The sequence below is a fragment of the Amycolatopsis halotolerans genome, from assembly GCF_042647905.1.
In the GTDB taxonomy this organism is placed as follows: domain Bacteria; phylum Actinomycetota; class Actinomycetes; order Mycobacteriales; family Pseudonocardiaceae; genus Amycolatopsis; species Amycolatopsis halotolerans.
Genome location: NZ_JBHRWI010000033.1, coordinates 1 through 18,421, shown reverse-complemented (window position 1 = coordinate 18,421; position 18,421 = coordinate 1). Strand labels below are relative to the sequence as shown.

The window sequence follows — 18,421 nt, the reverse complement described above, 5'->3', positions numbered from 1 at the left end:
TCTGAGTGGTTCGAGGGAGGAACGGGACAGCCGCGCGAGACGTGACAGCGTCAGCGGTGCCCGGTGATCGGGCGCACATCCCAGACCCAGACGCCGTCCACGTACTGCCCGGGTTTGCGCAGCAGGAGGTCGACCGTGGCGCGGTAGGCGTCGCTGTGCTCGCGCGGGATCAGCACGAGCACGCTGGCGTTCCAGTAGCGCAGGTCCTCGATCGCCTGGTTCCGGTCGGCGTCGGTGACTTCCTGCGCCTGTTTGGAGTCGCGGACCCGGTCGAACAGCGTCGAGGTCGGCCGCTGGTAGGAACCGTAGCGGCCGCGTTTGTCGTTCGGGCCCTGCGGACCGACGAAGTAGCCCTCCGGCATCGCGTACCGCAGTCCGGCGTCCATCTGCCAGTGCAGCGGCTCCGACTCCCCCGAACTCGGCAGCGGCACCGGCACGACCGTCCCGCCGGGCGCGACGTACATCTGCCAGGTGCCGTCGGCGAAGAACGCGGGCGTCGGCGGGCGTTTCTGCACGAGCAGCTGGGTCGGCGCGACCGGCAGCAGCACGGCCGCGACCGCGCCGATCCAGATCAGCCGCACCGGCAGCTTCAGCTGGCCCTTTCCGGCCGCGGTGAACACGCGATCAGTCGCGATCGCCAGCAGCGCGCCGATCGCGGGCACGCACGCCATCGCCAGCCGCGATTCCAGCAGCGATTCGAACAACGGCAGGTCCGCGAGCAGTTTCCACGGGCCGGGGACGCCGGTGTTCTCGTGCAGCACGGTGATCTCGGAGCCGAGCGAGAGCCAGGCCATCAGGAACATCGAGATCGCCAGCGAACGCGCCACGACCTCGCGCCACAGCCACACCGTGATCACGACCATCAGCACGATCAGCGGCCAGCCGAAGAACGCGTTCTCCTCGGTGCGGTTCAGCGACACCGCGGCCGCCGCCTCCGGCTGCCCGGACACCGATTGCGTCGCGAACCGGGTCATCGCGGCGGTGTCGTTGCCGACCTGGCCGTGCTCCAGCCCGGTGTAGCTGTCCGGGCCGAAGAACTGCCACCACAACGGGAACGCGACGACCACCAGCGTCAGCACCACCGCGATGCCGCCGCCGAGCAGCACCGGCCGCACCATCGCCTTGATCTCGCGACGCCGCGAAGCGCAGTACGCGACCGCGAAGATCAGGAAGCCGAGCGCGAAGATCAGCAGCGGCTCTTCGCCGAGGAAAATCTGGTACGCGGTGAGCACGCCGAGCCAGATCCCGTTGCGCACCGGGCGCTGGCCCCGCGCCAGCTGGATCACCTTGAGCGCGATGAACGGCAGCAGGAACCACGCGACGAAGTTCGGATGCGCGTTGGCGTGCGAGATCATCGGCGGCGCGAATCCGGCGAACGCGCCGCCGATCGCCGCGGAAACGCGGTGCCGCACGAGATGCCGCGAGAACACCCAGTACCAGGCCGCCGCGCTGCCGGCGAGGCTGCCGGTGAGCGCGATCGCCCAGGTGGCCGTCGGGCCGAACAGGAGCGTGATCGGGGTGAGCGGGATGCCCAGGCCCAGCATGGCCGTGTTGGCCATCATGTTCACGCCGAGCGGGTAGTTCTGCAGCCCGTTGGTGAGCGGGTTTTCCAGGTGCTGCACCGATTTCGCGGTGACCGCGAAGAACCATTCCCACAGGTTCTGGTCCGACGCGCTGTTCCACAGGTAGCCCTGGCCGAGGTCGGCCCACAAGCCGCCGAACAGGAGCACGGAGAACGCCAGGTACGCGCCGATGATCCCGGCGTCCGCCCAGGACCGGCGCATCCGCGGTTCAGCGGCGGTGACAGCGGCTTCGCCGGGTTCGCGAGGCGGTGCTTCGGGTTTCGCTTCGGGGTTTGCTTCGGGCCGGAACACGCTCACGCGGGGCGCACCACCCGGGCGAAGAAGTACACCGCGCCGGTTTCGGCGTGGCGCACCAGCAGCAGGAACGGCCGGTCGACGCGGACTTCGAGCGGGTCGCCGGAGATGAGCGACAGAGTGCGCATCTGGATCGCGGTGGCGGCGGCGCCTTCGAGGCCCTGTTCGTCCAGGCGCAGCACGGCCTGGTGCAGGATGCTGTCCACCCACAGCGGGCGGTAGGGCGTGAGACCGGTGAGATCCGCGTCGTCGGTGAACAACTCGCGGACGCCGAGGCCCTGCAGCGCCCGTTCGAGGTCCGCGCGCACGTCGAGCGAGATCTTGGGCAGCGAGAGCTGGATCTTGTGCTGCTTCGGACTTTCCAGCAGCCCGCGCAACACTTGCGTGTCGAGCGAGGCTTCGGCGCTGTCGAGGTCGCCGTCCGGCAGCAGGACCACCGTCTCGACGCCGCCCTCGGCCGTCAGCCGGACGGCCTGCCAGCCGTTTTCGTGCGCGTAGCCGACGGATTCGTCCAGGTGCATCGTCGGCACCTGGCGCACGCCGTCGGGGGTGTGGAAGTCGGCATCCGCCGTGGCGTGCTCCGGGAACGGGTGTCGCCAGGCGGTTTTCAGGTAGAGGGCGTTGACCAGACTGGCACGTGTGTCGGGGTGGATCGCGCCTTCGGGCAGCAGCTCCGGGATCAGGCCGTGAGTGGTCTGGTCCACGTCGGCGTTGATCCGCTCGCGCGCGCCCTCGGGGTCGGATTCGAACGGCGCGGTCTCGGCTTTGCCGCCGGGCCAGCGCACGAGCTCGGCCTGGAAGCTGTCCTCGACGGTGATCAGGTCCGAGGCCCAGAGCGTGTTCGCCACGGCCAGCTGGGCCTTGTCGCCCAGCTCAGCCGCGGCGTGCAGCAGCCCGCTCTGGTCGCGGCCGAGCACGGCGGCCAGTTCTTCCGCGGTGCGTCCGCGCGCGGCCTGCTCGGCTAGACCGAGCGCGCTCGCCGCCGAGTAGGGCGAGAAGCACGCGTCGGTCCCCGGGGGCGCGGTCGCACCGTGCAACGCCAGGGTGAAGGTGAGGTGGCTGTCCAGGGCCATGCGGCGACCGTACCGGAACGGGTGGTTCCGCGGCTCACGGTTCGGCAGGCGGCGCCGTTCCGTGCCGTCCGGTGTGCCATCGATGCCATTCGTACGCCTGCGCGTCGGTGAGCGACGCCACCTGGTCCACCACCACCCGCAACCGCGCCGCGTCGTCCGCGGCCGCGTCCCACTCGGGCACCAGCAGCGGGTCGAGTGCCTCGGGCGCGCGGCGGCACAACGCCGCGACCAGCTCGGTGATCACCTCCCGCTGCCCGTCCTGCATCGCCAACCGGCGGCGATCGCTCATCACGTACCGCAGCGCCAGCGCCTTGAGCAGGGCCACCTCCGCTCCGACCTGCTCCGGCACCGCGAGCCGCGCCGCGTACCGGGTGAGCGGGCCCTCGCCGTAGCCCGCGCGGGTGCCGGTGACCGCGGCCGAGGCGAACCGGCCGACGAGTTCGCTGGTGAGCCGTTTGAGCGCGACCTGCGCGCGCAGCGAACCGTCCGGCTCCGCACGCACCAGCTCGGCGACCACCGGCAGGTCGAGCAGTTCCTTCGCCGCACCTTCCAAAGTGGACACCGACAGCGTGGAGAAATGCCGGGAAGCGGCCTCGGCGACCGCCGCGCGTTCCTCCGGATCGGCCAGCAGCCGCAACCGGATCCGGCCGGCCAGCACCCCGTCCTCGACGTCGTGCACCGAGTAGGCCACGTCGTCCGCCCAGTCCATGATCTGCGCTTCCAGGCACCGGCGAAGGCCCGGCGCGCCCTCGCGGATCCAGCCGAACACCGTGGTGTCGTCCGGGTACACGCCGTATTTCGGCTCCCCGGACCGGCGCGGCCACGGGTATTTCGTGGTGGCGTCCAGACACGCCCGGGTGAGATTGAGCCCGGCCGTCGCGCCGTCCGGGCCGACCGCCTTGGGCTCCAGGCGCGTGAGGATGCGCAGCGTCTGCGCGTTGCCCTCGAAGCCGCCGCACGCCTGCGACGCCTGGTCGAGCGCGCGTTCGCCGTTGTGGCCGAACGGCGGGTGCCCGATGTCGTGCGCCAGCCCCGCGGTGTCGACCAGGTCCGGGTCCGCGCCCAGCTCCTCGGCGATGCCGCGGCCGATCTGCGCGACCTCCAGCGAATGCGTGAGCCGCGTCCGCGGCGCGCCGCTGACCTCCGCGCCCTCGCCCGGCCCGACCACCTGGGTTTTGCCCGCCAGCCTGCGCAGCGCGGCGGAATGCAGCACCCGCGCGCGGTCGCGGGCGAACGCGCTGCGCCCGTCCGGCCGCGCGCCGGACAGCGCCGCGCCCTTGGGTTCCTCGGCCAGCACGCGGGCGCGGTCGTGCTCGCGGTAGCCGTCACTCACCCCGTCAGCTTAGGCGCGGGGACCGACAATTCAGCCCATCGTCGTGCCGAACAGGTCGTCCGCGGGCGACTTGGTCAGCTCGTAGAACAGCAGCGCGCCGGTTTCGCGGAAGATGTAGCGGACCTGCGTCGAGCGCTCCTGCACGATCGGCCCGCTGTGCGTCGGCGCGGTCCACGCCTCCAGCCCGAGGTCCTCGGACATCGTCCGCGACCGGTAGGAATGCCACGGATCGCTGACCAGCACCACCGAACGCCAGCCGCGCGCCTTCACCTGATCGGCTACCGCGCGGAGGCTGCGCAGGGTGTCATTGCCCTCGCCGACCGGCAACGTCGCGGTTTGCGGCACGCCGTGCTTGGTCAGCCAGCGCGCGCCCGCGGTCGCCTCGGTGAAGTTGTCGCGGGTTTTCTTGCCGCCTGCGGTGATGACTGTCTTCGAGACGCCCTCGGCGTACAGCTGACGCGCCTTCTCCAGCCGAGCGGTGAAGATTTCGGAAGGCTTGCCGTTGTACTGCGCGGCGCCCAGCACGACGATCGCGTCCGCCGGCGTCCGGTCGTTCTCGCGCGCGACCTGCCACACCCGGAACGCGGTGCCGCCGACGACCGCGACGAGGGCCAGCACCACACCGAAAATGATGCGGCGCACCCAGTTTCCCGCGGTGGGTCCTGTCCACGCGTCCATGGCGGACATCCTCGCAGAGCCTTCCCCGGGCGGCGGGAAGGCACCCCGATGCCACTCTGAGCATGTCCCGAGACCGCGCGGTTCTGGGTGCATTCCCCACGCCCGTCACGCCTTCGACGCGTTCGCACGCCAAGGTGGCCTTTGGCGCGTCCAACGCACTCGACGCGGCGTGGGGCGTTCCTGGGGCATTCACGGCACTCAGCGCGGCTTTCGGCGCGTCCACATACCCCACGCCGCACCGAGGTTCTCGCCGGGAAACCGCGCGCCCCTAAAGCCAGCCGCGTTCCTCGGACAGCCGCACCGCCTCCGCGCGGGTGCGCGCGCCCGTCTTCCCGATCGCCGACGACAGATGGTTGCGGACCGTTCCGTCGGACAGGAAAAGGGATTTCGCGATATCCGCCACCGTACTTCCATCCTTGGCCGCACTGAGCACGTCACGTTCCCGGGCGGTCAGCGGACTCGTCCCGGTAGCGAGCGATTCCGCGGCCAACGCCGGATCGACGACCCGAAGTCCACTGTGGACTCGACGCACCGCCTCGACGAGCTGTTCCGGCGGCGCGTCCTTCACCACGAACCCGGCCGCGCCCGCCGCCATCGCCCGGGCGAGATAGCCGGGGCGGCCGAAAGTGGTGCAGATGATCACGCGGCACGCTGGCAGCGCGGTTTTCAGCTCGGCCGCGGCGGTGAGGCCGTCCATGCCGGGCATCTGCACGTCGAGCAACGCCACGTCCGGCGCCGTTTCCTTCGCCGCGGCCACCACCTCGTCGCCGCTGCCGACCTGGGACACGACTTCGATGTCGGCTTCCAGGCCGAGCACGGTGGCCAGCGCCCCGCGCACCATCGCCTGGTCGTCGGCCAGCAGCACCCGGATCACGCAAGTCCTCCAGCGGGTTCGGCCCGCACCGCGACGGCGGCTCCGTCCGGGCTCGGCTCCGGGGCCTCGGCCCGGACGACCCATCCTCCCCCGGGCCGCACCCGCGTCGTCACCGTGCCCCCGATCGCGGCCAGCCGTTCGGACAATCCCCTCAACCCGTTGCCCGGTGTGACCTCCCCCTCGGCGCAGCCATTGTCCTCGATCTCCATCCAGCCGCGGCCCAGCCGCACCTTGACCGCCTTCGCACCGGAATGCCGCAGCACATTGGTGATCGCCTCGCGCAGCACGTAGCCGAACGTGCTGTGCAGCTCCGCGCGCACGTTGTCCACCGCGTGCGGCAGGTCGGCCTCGATCTCCCCCGCGCGCAACGCCGCCCGCGCCCCCGCGATCTCCGCGGGCAGCGACACCTCCCGGTACTCCGTCACCGTCGCCCGCACATCCGACAGCGCCGAACGGCTCAGCCCTTCGACCTCGCGGATCTCCTGCACCGCGCGGTCGATGTCGCCGGAGCTTTCCAGCACCCGCCGCGCCAGCCCGGACTTCACCGTGATCGTGGTGAGGCTGTGCCCGAGCAGATCGTGCAGGTCGCGGGCGACCCGCTCGCGTTCGCTGGCTACCGCGAGCGTCGCGATTTCCTTGTTCGCCAGCTCGAGCCGCCGGATCGCCCGGATCAGGTTGGACATGAAGAACATCGCCGACGTGACCGAGACGACCGTGATCACGTCGGAGACGTGCTCGGACAGGTCCCCGCGCAGCCACAGGACCAGCACCAGCAGGCCCATCGCCGTTCCGTTGAAGATCACCGACCACGCGGCCGGGAACAGGAAGGCAAGCGTGGCGGTGGCGTAGAGCAGGACGTAGGGGTTGGCGTCGGTGGCGAGCGCGCACGCCAGGCCCAGCACCAGCATGACCCCGCCGAACCAGAGCTTCATCCGCCGGGGCTTGCCGAAGACCGCGGGGAACACCGCGTAGCAGGCACAGTAGGCGTAGACCAGCACGCCGAGCAGGATCCGGATCCCCAGCGGCCCGGAGTCCACGACCAGTCCGCGGGTCGCCGGGATCAGGAACGGCAGCACGAACGCCACGGCGAAGATCGGCCAGCCGATCTTGTGCGGGCCGCGTCCCGGGCGCACCGGCGGATCGTCCCACCAGGACGCCCGGTCGTTGAGCCCGAACCGGTGCGCGGCGGGGTCGCCGGTCGTCGCCTCTCGGCCGAGTGGCCACACGTCGTTCTTCCTTCCCCGCCCGGTCAAACCCGAGCGCTGTCCTTACGGTATCGCCTGACCACGACAATCCCGAGCGCCAGCGTCCACGCGCCCAGCACGCCGATCGCCGTCGGCAGGCTCACGAGCAGCTGATTCGTCACCGCGGGCCGGACCAGCCCGAGGACCCAGTAGGTCGGCATGATCTGCGCGACGTCGTGCATCCAGGACGGCATGCCCTCGAGCGGGATCCAGAGCCCGCCGAGGAAACCGATGCCGAGGGTGACGATCATGCTGATCGGCTGCATCGACTCCGGCGTGCCGAACTGGCCCAGCAGCAGTCCGAGCAGCACCAGCGGAATGGTGCCGAGGAAAATGCCGAGGAAGATCCGCAGCCAGCCCGCCGGGTCGAGGTGCACGCCCTGGGAGAACGCGGCGATGACCGGGACCAGGATCAGCGCGGGCAGCCCGGCGAGCATCCCGGACACTGCTTTGCCGCCGAGATAGCCCGCGCCGGACAGCGGGGTCAGCCGCAGCTGCCGCTGCCAGCCGCCCGCCCGCTCGATCGCGAGCCGGGCGCCGTTCGTAGTGGCCGCGGCGAAGGTCCCGAATGTCATCATGTTGACCATGAGCACGCCCGCGACCGCGACGTGGTCGGGCGCGGACTTGTCGGTGAACACGTTGGCCTGCAACAAGAACATGATGACCGGGAAGGCCACGACGAAGATCAGGAACCGCGGCGAGCGGAACAGCCTGCGGGTTTCGACGACCAGGTAGGCGGGGTTCATCGGACTGCTTCTTCCGTTTCGTCGGAGGTCAGGGAAAGGAACGCGCCTTCGAGGCCGACCGCGCCGATCTCGATGTCGTGCACGGCCGGGACGGCGGCGAGCAATGCGCGCAGGGTGGTGTCGGAGTCCGAACTGGACAGTGCGACGCGTTCGCCGCGCAGTTCGAAGGACGTGACCGCGGGCAGCGTCGAGACCAGCTGGTCGCTGACCCCGGCCGGAAGCACCGCGCGGATCGTGCGGCCTCCGGCGAGGGCGCGGACCTCCGCGACGGACCCGTCGGCGACGATCTCCCCGGCCCGCATCAGCACCACCCGGTCGGCGAATTCCTCGGCCTCTTCGAGGTAATGGGTCGCGAACAGCACGGTGCGGCCGGTGTCGGTGAACGAGTACATCGACTTCCAGAACTCGCGCCTGCTGCCGACGTCCATCGCCGCGGTCGGCTCGTCGAGCACAAGCAGATCGGGGTCGGACACCAGCGCGACCGCGAACCGCACGCGTTGCTTTTGGCCGCCGGAAAGCTTGTTGGCCCGCCGGTCGGCGATGTCCTCGACGCCCGCGCTGCGCAGCGCGTCCCGCACCGGCATCGGACGGCGGTGCAATTTCGCGACGAGACCGACGGTTTCGCGCACGGTCAGGTCGTCCAGCAGCGTGCCGCCCTGCAGCATCGCCCCGATCATCCCGGCGCGCACCGCGTCGGCGGGCGTCTGGCCGAACACCGAAACGGTGCCCTCATCAGGTTTGGTGAGCCCCAGAATCATGTCGACGGTGGTCGATTTGCCCGCCCCGTTGGGCCCGAGCAGCGCCACCACTTCCCCCGGCGCGATGGTCAGGTCGACCTGCTTGACCGCGCGCACGTCGCCGTAGCGCTTCGCGATCCCGCCCAGCCGGATCGCCGCCCCCGCCGCGATTTCCTGTGTGTTGTCCATGGCTTGAAGCCTGCCGCGCTTCGGGGACCGGTACGCAGGCCGAGCGTCACGACCCGACCGTGACAGGTGTCAGGGGTGCCCGGGGCTGAACGCCAGGGACATAAGCCGCGTGGCCTCGGCCCACCGACCGTCCACAAAGGACGCCAATAGCACCGAAATACCCGATTTGTCGCCAGGTGGCCGTGTCTTGAAGTCCGGCTTCCGTACCCGGTCCCGGGGCCCACAACGACCCGCGCTCACGCGGATCGAGCCAGCTGAGCTGGGGAAACACGCCAGCAGCGTGTCCGCGTCACAGCCTTAAGGGGCTGAACGCGGGACGGCCCTCCCTCGCAGCGCGGGAAGGGCCGTCCGGAAGGGCTTTCGCGTCGGTCAGCAGCCGAGCAGGCGACCAGCCAGGTACGACTCCACCTGGTCGATCGAAATGCGCTCCTGGCTCATGCTGTCGCGCTCGCGGACCGTCACCGCGTTGTCCTCGAGCGTGTCGAAGTCGACCGTGACGCAGTACGGCGTGCCGATCTCGTCCTGGCGGCGGTACCGGCGGCCGATCGCCTGGGCGTCGTCGAAGTCGACGTTCCAGTGCTTGCGCAGCCGCGCGGCCAGGTCGCGCGCCTTCGGCGACAGGTCGGCGTTGCGCGACAGCGGCAGCACCGCGGCCTTGAACGGCGCGAGCCGCGGGTCGAGGTGCAGCACGGTGCGCTTGTCAGTGCCGCCCTTGGCGTTCGGCACCTCTTCCTCGTCGAACGCGTCGACCAGGAACGCCATCATCGACCGGCCCACGCCCGCGGCGGGCTCGATCACGAACGGCCGGTAGCGCTGGCCCGAGGCCTGGTCGAAGAACGACAGGTCCACGCCCGAGTGGTTCGAGTGCGTGGTCAGGTCGAAGTCGGTGCGGTTGGCGATGCCTTCCAGCTCGCCCCACTCCTGCCCGGCGTTGAACGCGAACCGGTACTCGATGTCGACGGTGCGCTTCGCGTAGTGCGAGAGCTTTTCCTTCGGGTGCTCGAAGTGGCGCAGGTTCTCGGCCTTGATGCCGAGGTCCTTGTACCAGTCGGTGCGCGCGTCGATCCAGTACTGGTGCCAGGTCTCGTCCTCGCCCGGCTCGACGAAGAACTCCATCTCCATCTGCTCGAACTCGCGCGTGCGGAAGATGAAGTTGCCCGGCGTGATCTCGTTGCGGAAGGACTTGCCGATCTGGCCGATGCCGAACGGCGGCTTCTTGCGCGAGGCCGTCTGCACGTTGAGGAAGTTGACGAAGATGCCCTGCGCGGTCTCCGGGCGGAGGTAGGCGAGGCCTTCTTCGGTCTCGACCGGGCCGAGGTGCGTCTTCAGCATCATGTTGAAGTCGCGCGGCTCGGTGTACTTGCCGCGGGTGCCGCAGTTCGGGCACGGCACCTCGGACAGGTCGTCCTCGGTGGTGGTCTTGCCGGTGCGCGCCTCGAAGTCCTCGGCGAGCTGGTCGGCACGGAACCGCTTGTGGCACGAGAGGCACTCGATCAGCGGGTCGGTGAACACGTTCACGTGCCCCGAGGCGACCCACACCTGGCGCGGCAGGATGACCGAGGAATCGAGGCCGACCACGTCCTCGCGGCCCTGCACGACGGTCTTCCACCACTGGCGCTTGATGTTGTCCTTCAGCTCGACGCCGAGCGGCCCGTAGTCCCACGCCGACCTGGTGCCGCCGTAGATCTCTCCCGACGGGAAGACGAAGCCACGGCGCTTGCACAGACTGACGACGGTTTCGATTTTGTTGGCGGGCACTCCACGCTCCGGACGCATGCGGGGTCAGTTATCGGAAGGTCCAGCGTATCCGGCCGGTTCCCGGGGCCTCCGCGCAGGTCGGAGGTCACGAACGGGTGACCGGAGAGGCCGTCACGACCCGGTTGTCGTCGTAGCCCTCCTGGCCGCCCACGTAGTCGCCGCCGCACGTCACGAGCACGAGCCGGTGCGGGCCCTCGGGGTCGAAGAGTTTCGCGGATGCGGCGGCGAGATCCGATTTGTGGATCGTGCGCGCCTCGTCGATCTTGTACTCCCACTGTTTGCCCGCGGTGTCGGTGACGGTGACGACCTGGCCCGCCTTCATCTTCCAGAGCTCCTGGAACGGCCCCGACTTGCCCGCCCAGTTGACGTGCCCGGACAGCAACGTGACGCCTTGCGCGGCCCCGAGGCCGGATCCCCACCAGGCCGCTTCGGCGAGGCTTTTCGGGATCGGCAGCGCGCCGTCCGCGCCGACCTCCTCGGGGATCAGCTTCGCCTGCCCGCCGCCGGGCAGCTTGACGGTGCCCGGGGTCTGCCCGGGGTCCGGCTGGGTGTTCCCGGCCTGGCTGCTTCTGGCCTCGCCTGCGCCGGCCTGCGCGGTGCCGGTCTGCTGCTGCGGCTGCGCCGCGTTGTCGTTGCCGGTGAAGAAAATCAGCACCGCGGCGATGACGGCTGCCACGACTACGACGGCCGCCACGACGATCAGTGCGCCGCGTTTGCGTGCTGGTTGGGCCTGTGTCCCCTGCATCGTGCTCCCCTGGTCTGGAGGTTTCTCCGGGGAGACATGCGGTGGGACGGCGAAGGGGTTGCACGGATTTTCGCCGCGCTGACGGGTTTCTTCGCGGCCTTGACGTTCAGGCGTTTTCGGATGAGGGGACCTGTCGCACGGCGCTGTTCAACGGCCGGTGCCCTGAACGGCGCGGTCCGGCCGGTTCAGTCCGGACGGGAGACCAGGTCCGCCGTGACGATCCGGTTCTCGTCGTAGCCCTCGGTGCCGCCGACGTAGTCGCCGCCGCAGGTGACCAGGACCAGGCGGTGCGGGCCGGTCTGGGCGAACCAGCCGGGGGCCTGCGCGGGCAACTGTTCCTTCGGGATCGTGGTCGCGCCGGTGACGCGGTAGAGCCAGCGGCCGCCGGACGAGTCGACGATGCTGACGTTGTCGCCGGTGTGGACGCGCCACAGGTCGTCGAAGGGTCCCTTCGTGCCGGCCCAGTTGACGTGTCCGGAAAGCACCGCCGCGCCCTGCTGCGCGCCGAGCCGGGCACCCCACCACGCCGCGTCGCTGAGGCCGCGCGGGATCGGCAGGATGCCTTTCTGGGTGATCTCGGTGCGCTTCAGCCGGGCCTCGGAGCCGTCGGGCAGCCGGATGCTGCCGGGGCGTTGCAGGCCGATCGCCTGGCCGTCCGAGGGCAGTTCGGCGGGCGCGCCGTCCTCGCCCGGCAGCGAGCCGGGCGGCGGGTCGGCCACGACGGCCGTGGTCGGGGCCGGCACCCAGGTCAGGACAATCACGCCGGCCGCGATCGCCAGGACGGCGATCACCGCCGCCGCGACCGTCAGCACGGTGCGCGACACGGCCTATTCGCCGCGGGAACGGACGACCCGCGCCGCGCGGCGCCGGCCGAGCACGATCGCGACCGCGCCGAAGAGCAGACCGCCGCCGAGCAGGCCGAACCCGAGCGGCAGGCGCAGGTCGTCGGACGGCGCGGCGGCCGCGGCGCCGAGGTAGCCGGCCGGTACCTCGGTGGGCACCGACGGCTGCTGCACCGTGCCGCCGCTGCCCGAGCCGTTGCCCGCCGCGGCGACGAAGTTCTTCGGGATCGAGCAGCTGACGCCGCCGAGCACCATGGTGGTCTGCACGTCGCTCAGCTTGGTGTCTTTGGCGTCGCGCGCGTGCGTGGTGATCTCGACGCGCCAGCCCGCCTGCGCGGTGACGTCGCCGGAGCGCCAGCCGTCCTGCTTGATCAGCTGGTCGAACGTGGAAACGCGGGACACGACGACGTCGGAGACGGTCTTGCCGGGATCGCTCTGCGGCACGCTCGTGGGCGAGCCCATCTTGAGGCCGGTGACGCTGAGCGTCCCGTTGGCGGGCATCGCGACCTGCTTCAGCGCGTCGTCCTCGCCGCGCACCCAGACGCGGGCGGCCGTGGTGGAGCCGGTGGTTTTGCCGGGACCGGAGCAATCGACCGAGCTGCGCGCGCCCTCGAGGACCAGCATCGTGTTGTCGAGCGCCTTGGGCTTCTTGCGGCCGTTGTCGCGCAGCGCGTAGTTCGTCTCCGCGACCGCGGTGGGCACGTGCGTGGTCTGCAGCGCGGCGACGACCTGGTGGTCACGGCTCGCGATGCCTGCCGGGTACGGGCTGGCCGAGCTGTCCCCGTATTTGCCGAGGTCGATCTCGTAGTTCGGGCCGAAGGTATTGCGCTCGCCGTCGTTCTTCGGCACCGCCACGCGGTCCGTGCCGAGCTGCGACTGGCCGGGGGTGAGCGGGGACCGCTGGGTCTCGGTGATCAGCGCGCCGCCGTGCTGCGGGTCGCCGCCGAGGCGGACGGACGCCACGTTGGCGAACGACACCGGCCCGGTCTTCTCGTCGACGGCCTGCCCGGCCGGGGTCTGCGCCGCGGCGGCCGGAGCCAGGGCCGGAAGCGCCACCAGGGCCGCCACCGCGGCCTTCGTCACGAAACGAGTCATGTCTCCCCACTGCCCTCCGGCAACCCCGAGCGGTCCGCCACTGTACGAGACGCGACGAAACGCCCCCGCGACAACCTTGCACCGTCCGCCACGACTTGCGAAGCCGACAAGCCAAATCTTCCCGAACTCACCCGATCGGGTCACGCGGAAGGCTAGTCCCCGCGCGACCCGGCGATCACCGGGCCCGGGGAAGGGAACACTACGATGGCGGCGAAGGTTATCGGCAATGACATCCGGCTTCGGAAACGCCGCCCTCGGACTGGCCACGGTTTCGCGCCGTCGCCGTCCCCGGAGGCAGCGGCCGGGGCGGGCGGCGGGACGCGAGTGGAGGCAGCGATGACGTCGGCACCTTCGAGCGCCCTGTCCGACGGCCTGGGGGCTGGGTCTCCGGCTGGGGCGGGTTCCGCTGGGGCAAGTTCTGCTGCGCCGAGTTCCGCTGGGGCGGGTCCTGCCGGGGCGGGTTCCGCCGGGTCGAGTTCCGCTGGGGCGGGTCCTGCCGGGGCGGGTTCCGCCGGGTCGAGTTCCGCTGGGGCAAGTTCTGCTGCGCCGAGTTCTGCCGGGGCGGGTCCTGCTGGGGCGGGTTCAGTCGCTCCGGGCTCCGCGACGGTCGAGAACGCCGAGGCATCCGCACCACACATCCGCCCGGTCGTGGCAGCCGAGCCAAGCTCGGCCGCCCTGGATCCGGCAACGACCAGGAACGTCGAGGCCTCAGTGAAGAACCCCGCCGAGGGCGAGACAGCCGCAGCACGCCCGGCCACGGACTCGGCCGCGAGCGTCGAGACGTCCGCGGAGACCGCTGCCGCAGACGAGACGGTCGCACCACGCCCAGCCACGAGCGCCGCGGCGTCTGTGAAGCCCGCTGTCGTGGACGAGACAGCCGCTGCGAGTCCAGACGTCCGGGATGCGACTGCGGCCAAGGACATCGAGACATCCGCGGATGCCGCTTCCGATCCCTCGGACGAGGCGGTCGGCGGCGGACAGGCGGACCCGCCGCATCCCGTCGAAGCGGGCCGGGCAGACGGCTCGGCTGGCCGGTCCGCCGCGTCCGGACCGGCGGTTCTGCCCCCGGGCGTGCTCGCCGACGCGGGCGAACTGCTCCGGGCGCTCGCCGCTCCGGTGCGGATCGCTATCGTGCTCCAGTTGCGGGAGGCGGACCGGTGCGTGCACGAACTCGTGGACGAACTCGACGTCGCCCAGCCGTTGATCAGCCAGCACCTGCGCGTCCTCAAAACGGCGGGCGTGGTGCAGGGCGAGCGGCGCGGTCGCGAGGTCATCTACCGGCTGGTGGACGATCACCTGGCGCACATCGTCGTCGACGCGGTCGCCCACGTGCAGGAAGGGAAGTGACGATGTCCTCGATCCCCAAGCCGGTCCCGGTGCCCGGCCGGCGCTCCACGAAACAGCGGGCGGCGGTGGTCGACCTGCTCAGCACCGTCGACGACTTCCGCTCGGCCCAGGAACTGCACGACGAACTCCGCAAGCGCGGCGACGGCATCGGCCTGACCACCGTCTACCGGACGCTGCAGTCGCTCTCCGAGGCGGGCGAGATCGACGTCCTGCGCACCGACTCCGGCGAGGCGATCTACCGCCGCTGCTCGTCGCACCACCACCATCACCTCGTGTGCCGCGTGTGCGGGCGCACGGTCGAGGTCGAGGGTCCCGCGGTGGAACGCTGGGCGGAGAAGATCGCGGCGGACCACGGGTTCACCGAGATCAGCCACACCGTGGAGATCACCGGCACCTGCGCCGAGCACGCGAGCTGACCCTCGTCCGGGCCGCGACCTGCTCTGCGGCTGGCCGGGGCGCTCCGGTTGGCTGAGCACGCGAGCTGCCGAGCATGGCGGCGAACTGCTGCGCGACGGACCAGACTGCGCGGGGTGGCCAACCACCGCGAGTCGCGAGCCGCTCCAGGCCTGGCCAGGGGCTTCCGGTCGGCTGAGCACGCGCTGCCGAGATCGACGGCGAACTGCTCCGCTGCGGGCGGACAGCGCGGGGTGGCCGAGTACTCGGGCTGGCGCTCGTCCGAGACGCGACCTGCTCCGGGGCTAGCCGGGGGCGTTCCAGTTGGCCGAGCATGCGAGCTGCCGAGCATGGCGGCGAACTGCTCCGCGACGGACCAGACTGCGCGGGGTGGCTGAGCACGCGAGCTGGTCCCCTCGGACAGTGAGCGTCGCCTGCAGCTGTCCGGGACATTCCGGATCGCCGACTGGTCAGCGGGCCAGTTCCTTCGGCTCAGCAGTGCTGCCGTCGGATGGCTGCTGCGCCATCCCAGCAACGACCCTACCGAGTGCGACTGGAAGCCCTCAGGACCGATGGGCGGGCGAGCCGACTCGGTCCGGAGGCGGAACCGGTCCGGGGCTGGCCGGAGCGGCGGGGGCGTCGCGGGGCGGAGCACGCTTCGGGCTGGCCGTGCCGCTGCGAAGCTGTCTGGCCGCGGGGTTTCGCAACTCTGAGCTGTCCGGACCGGTCACGGTCAGGTTCCGTTCGGGAGCCGTCTCAAGCGGCGGGGGCTTGAGTGGGCACGCGAAAACCGGAACCGCTTCGGGATCAGTCGACTGGCTCAGGTGCACCGGGCGGGTGGGTGCGGCGGTCCGCGTTCCGAGGCGGTCGCGGCTGAGGAGTTGGGGGCGTTGCTCCCTTCAGTATTCATACGGATCCTTCGGCGCGGTGATCCGCTCTACTGTCGTCGGGACCAGGTCCGGCGTGTAGCTGTTGGACTCGGTCGCGGTGCCCGGGACGATTTGGCCTGCGACGCGCAGCCAGGTGTCGCTCGGGAAACGGTCGGCGTCGCCGCCCTTGAGGTGCACGGTGACGGGGGCCGCGTCGGCTGCGCAGCAGCTGATTACCAGGCGGGCCAACAGGGTTTGGCCTCCGGTGTGGACGACGAAGCCGGAGACTTCGACGGTGCGTCCGTTCATGGTTCCGTTGGCGTCCCAGCCCGCGCGCGTGACCACCTCGTTTATCGCCATCGGCACCACCGCTCCGGCGGGGAGTGGCGGGAACGCGGCGGCGGACGTGGTCGCGGCGCTGGCGGGCAGCCGGGCTTCGGTGCGGGTCACCGAATCCGCGCCGAGAGCGGGCGGGGCGACCAGGAATACCGCCAGCACCGGGACGACCAGCAGCCAGGCTGAGCGTGCCGGGTGATGGTGGTGGCCGTGGGCGTCTGGATGTTCCGTGTCCGCTTCGGATTCTTGGGCTGCTTTCGCCGCGGCGCGTGCGGCCGTGATGTCGCGGATGATGGCTGTCGCGCCTAGCACCAGCATCACTGCGCCGCCGGCGATGATCCATGGTTGCTGGGCTGGTTTTACGTAGCGCAGATAGTCGCCGTTGAGGGCGATCTTCACCAGGGCGCCGCCGAGCAGGATCAGCAGGACGTTTTGGGTTTCGCGCCTCATCGGACGCCTCCGAGGAAGATCACGCCGGCGATGGTGCCGCAGGCGATCGCCACTATGAAGGTGACCGGGGCGAACCGTGCGGCGAAGGATCGGCCGAAAGTGCCTGTCTGCAACGCGAAAAGCTTGACGTCGACGGCGGGACCGACCACCAGGAACACCAGCTTCGGCAGCAACGGCACGGCGGTGAGGGAGGCGGCGACGAAGGCGTCGGCTTCGCTGCACAGCGCGAGGACTACGGCTAGAACCGCCATCACTACGACGCCGACGATGACCTGTCCGGACAACACTTCGAACCACTTCGCGGGCACGAGAACGTTGAGGGACGCGGAAATCAGCGCGCCGAGGACGAGGAATCCGCCAGCCTCCACGAGATCGGTGCGGGCGGTTTCGGTGAAGACGCGCCATCGCTGTCCTGGTTGGACGTCGGGCAATCGGCGCAGCGCTCGTTCGGTGATCCAGGACAGTTTGCCCCAGCGGGCCCAGATCCAGCCCATCACCATCGCGGTGGCGAGCGAGCCGACGAACCGCGCGAAGACCATTTCCGGACGACCGGGGAACGCGACCGCGGTGGCCACCAGCACGACCGGGTTCACCGCGGGTGCGGCGAGCAGGAAGGTGAGCGCGGCGGCGGGTGCGACGCCTTGCCCGATCAACCGGCGCGCCACGGGAACCGACGCGCATTCGCAGCCGGGCAAGGCGACTCCGGCCAGCCCGGCGACGCCGACCGCGGCCGACGCTTTCTTCGGCAGCACTCGTTCCAGCGCGCGGGCGGGCACGAAGGCAGCGATGGCACCGCTGATCAGCACGCCGAGCACGAGAAAGGGCAGCGCCTGCACGCACACCGCGACGAAGACGGTGGATCCGGTGCGCAGCGCGGGCACGTCGAAGAGGTCCTGGAGCTTGCTTTGCGCGAGGACAGCCACGAGCAATACGGCGCACAGGATCTCGATGGAGCTGATTCGGAACCGCCGCGTGCGGGGGCGCTCCTCGGCGGCGTTGTTGGAAAGGGTTTCCACGAAGGCGATGATGCCAGCCGGGTCCGACAGAACCCCAGCCGCAGGTGGCGCGAGGGGACCCCTCGCGCCGGTTTTGCGTGAATGTCACCCGATTGAGAGGGAGGAAGGGGCGGAATCGGGCGGGCGGTGCGGGGATGGAACGAGGCGCGGCGGAGTCTCCGGACGGGGGCGCGGCTTGGGTTGAAGGGGTGGCTGGCGAGGGCGGCTTGGGCTGAAGGGGTGGCGGCGGAGCGACACCGCGAGCTGGCGAGGGCGGCCTGGGCTGGAGGGGTGGGTACATCGAGCTGGCGAGGGCGGCCTGGGCTGGAGGGGTGGGTACATCGAGCTGGCGAGGGCGGCCTGGGCTGGAGGGGTGGGTACATCGAGCTGGCGAGGGCGGCACGCGCGGGCAGAGCTGCGAAGCGGACAGCAGAACAGCCGACTATGACAAGCCCGGAGCGGAAAGGCGCGTTGAGGACGCGCGGGGTGGCGAAGTCGAGCACAGAACGGAACACGAAGCGAAGCGGCCTGCACGGCGAATGGCGCGGCGGAGTCACACTTCGGGCCAGTGGCGGCCCGGGGACGCGGTGCGCGGCTGAAGCCGAGGCGAGCAGTGGAGCAGCCGCGAACGCGGAAGCTAGCAGCGAAACCGAGCAGACGACGGACCACAGCGGCGAACTGGTCAAGTCGCGAAGTTCGGTGCGGCTCGGGAGATCCGTGATGCGGGAGAGGCACCTGCGGGCGGAGCTGCTTCAGCGTGCGACCAGGGCGGGCCGGGATCCGGACCCTGTCATGATTTCCGTGTAAGCCACGGATGGTTTCTTCTTTTATTCTAGTGGA

At 70.5% G+C, this 18,421-nt stretch carries 16 protein-coding genes; 2 read left to right on the top strand and 14 right to left on the bottom strand.

All coding sequences use genetic code 11. The features are described from left to right. Positions 1-50: 50 nt before the first annotated feature. The 12 genes from ACFORO_RS28015 to ACFORO_RS27960 form a co-directional block, all read right to left on the bottom strand. Complete coding sequence (locus ACFORO_RS28015) at positions 51-1,784, bottom strand: glycosyl transferase (RefSeq protein ID WP_377873800.1); 1,734 nt, start codon at positions 1,782-1,784, stop codon at positions 51-53. Positions 1,785-1,876: 92 nt separating this feature from the next. Further along, a complete protein-coding gene (locus ACFORO_RS28010) occupies positions 1,877-2,950 on the bottom strand; it encodes a serpin family protein (protein WP_377873787.1) in 1,074 nt (357 codons plus the stop codon). A 34-nt stretch (positions 2,951-2,984) separates the two neighbouring features. After that, positions 2,985-4,283, bottom strand: coding sequence for a deoxyguanosinetriphosphate triphosphohydrolase (locus ACFORO_RS28005; protein ID WP_377873788.1), 1,299 nt, complete (start codon positions 4,281-4,283; stop codon positions 2,985-2,987). Positions 4,284-4,313: 30 nt separating this feature from the next. Next, complete coding sequence (locus ACFORO_RS28000; protein WP_377873789.1) at positions 4,314-4,961, bottom strand: YdcF family protein; 648 nt, start codon at positions 4,959-4,961, stop codon at positions 4,314-4,316. Between the two features lie 268 nt (positions 4,962-5,229). Continuing rightward, the gene (locus ACFORO_RS27995; RefSeq protein ID WP_377873790.1) at positions 5,230-5,835 is read right to left on the bottom strand and encodes a response regulator; all 606 of its coding nucleotides are present in this window, start codon (positions 5,833-5,835) and stop codon (positions 5,230-5,232) included. Next, positions 5,832-7,061 (bottom strand): sensor histidine kinase, encoded by a 1,230-nt coding sequence (locus ACFORO_RS27990; RefSeq protein ID WP_377873791.1) that lies wholly within the window; start codon positions 7,059-7,061, stop codon positions 5,832-5,834. The genes ACFORO_RS27995 and ACFORO_RS27990 overlap by 4 nt, the downstream gene beginning before the upstream one ends. Before the next feature lie 23 nt (positions 7,062-7,084). Further along, on the bottom strand, positions 7,085-7,825 hold the full coding sequence (locus ACFORO_RS27985) for an ABC transporter permease (RefSeq protein WP_377873792.1): 741 nt from the start codon (positions 7,823-7,825) through the stop codon (positions 7,085-7,087). Further along, positions 7,822-8,751, bottom strand: a complete 930-nt coding sequence (locus ACFORO_RS27980; protein ID WP_377873793.1) for an ABC transporter ATP-binding protein — start codon at positions 8,749-8,751, stop codon at positions 7,822-7,824. Before ACFORO_RS27980 ends, ACFORO_RS27985 begins: the two co-directional genes overlap by 4 nt. 369 nt (positions 8,752-9,120) lie before the next feature. Next, positions 9,121-10,509, bottom strand: a complete 1,389-nt coding sequence (locus ACFORO_RS27975) for a glycine--tRNA ligase (protein WP_354736918.1) — start codon at positions 10,507-10,509, stop codon at positions 9,121-9,123. Between the two features lie 85 nt (positions 10,510-10,594). Beyond that, positions 10,595-11,254, bottom strand: coding sequence for a class F sortase (locus ACFORO_RS27970; protein ID WP_377873794.1), 660 nt, complete (start codon positions 11,252-11,254; stop codon positions 10,595-10,597). Between the two features lie 185 nt (positions 11,255-11,439). After that, the gene (locus ACFORO_RS27965) at positions 11,440-12,078 is read right to left on the bottom strand and encodes a class F sortase (RefSeq protein ID WP_377873795.1); all 639 of its coding nucleotides are present in this window, start codon (positions 12,076-12,078) and stop codon (positions 11,440-11,442) included. Positions 12,079-12,081: 3 nt separating this feature from the next. Further along, positions 12,082-13,191, bottom strand: a complete 1,110-nt coding sequence (locus tag ACFORO_RS27960) for a hypothetical protein (RefSeq protein ID WP_377873796.1) — start codon at positions 13,189-13,191, stop codon at positions 12,082-12,084. Between the two features lie 921 nt (positions 13,192-14,112). On the opposite strand from ACFORO_RS27960, the gene ACFORO_RS27955 reads away from it, so the two are divergent. Next, complete coding sequence (locus tag ACFORO_RS27955; RefSeq protein ID WP_377873801.1) at positions 14,113-14,538, top strand: ArsR/SmtB family transcription factor; 426 nt, start codon at positions 14,113-14,115, stop codon at positions 14,536-14,538. Positions 14,539-14,540: 2 nt separating this feature from the next. Then, positions 14,541-14,954 carry a Fur family transcriptional regulator gene (locus tag ACFORO_RS27950; protein ID WP_354736910.1) on the top strand — a complete coding sequence of 138 codons (414 nt, stop codon included), beginning with the start codon at positions 14,541-14,543 and terminating at the stop codon, positions 14,952-14,954. Positions 14,955-15,830: 876 nt separating this feature from the next. On the opposite strand, the gene ACFORO_RS27945 is transcribed toward ACFORO_RS27950, so the two are convergent. Further along, on the bottom strand, positions 15,831-16,586 hold the full coding sequence (locus ACFORO_RS27945) for a TIGR03943 family putative permease subunit (protein ID WP_377873797.1): 756 nt from the start codon (positions 16,584-16,586) through the stop codon (positions 15,831-15,833). Continuing rightward, positions 16,583-17,602, bottom strand: coding sequence for a permease (locus ACFORO_RS27940; protein ID WP_377873798.1), 1,020 nt, complete (start codon positions 17,600-17,602; stop codon positions 16,583-16,585). The genes ACFORO_RS27945 and ACFORO_RS27940 overlap by 4 nt, the downstream gene beginning before the upstream one ends. Positions 17,603-18,421 lie beyond the last annotated feature (819 nt).

Excerpts from the sequence above, each read along its gene's own strand:
- ACFORO_RS27970 (WP_377873794.1), bottom strand. The coding sequence starts at position 11,254 with ATGCAGGGGACACAGGCCCAACCAGCACGCAAACGCGGCGCACTGATC.
- ACFORO_RS27950 (WP_354736910.1), top strand. The coding sequence starts at position 14,541 with ATGTCCTCGATCCCCAAGCCGGTCCCGGTGCCCGGCCGGCGCTCCACG.
- ACFORO_RS28015 (WP_377873800.1), bottom strand. The coding sequence starts at position 1,784 with ATGCGCCGGTCCTGGGCGGACGCCGGGATCATCGGCGCGTACCTGGCG.
- ACFORO_RS27945 (WP_377873797.1), bottom strand. The coding sequence starts at position 16,586 with ATGAGGCGCGAAACCCAAAACGTCCTGCTGATCCTGCTCGGCGGCGCC.
- ACFORO_RS28000 (WP_377873789.1), bottom strand. The coding sequence starts at position 4,961 with ATGGACGCGTGGACAGGACCCACCGCGGGAAACTGGGTGCGCCGCATC.
- ACFORO_RS28010 (WP_377873787.1), bottom strand. The coding sequence starts at position 2,950 with ATGGCCCTGGACAGCCACCTCACCTTCACCCTGGCGTTGCACGGTGCG.
- ACFORO_RS27985 (WP_377873792.1), bottom strand. The coding sequence starts at position 7,825 with ATGAACCCCGCCTACCTGGTCGTCGAAACCCGCAGGCTGTTCCGCTCG.
- ACFORO_RS27980 (WP_377873793.1), bottom strand. The coding sequence starts at position 8,751 with ATGGACAACACACAGGAAATCGCGGCGGGGGCGGCGATCCGGCTGGGC.
- ACFORO_RS27960 (WP_377873796.1), bottom strand. The coding sequence starts at position 13,191 with ATGACTCGTTTCGTGACGAAGGCCGCGGTGGCGGCCCTGGTGGCGCTT.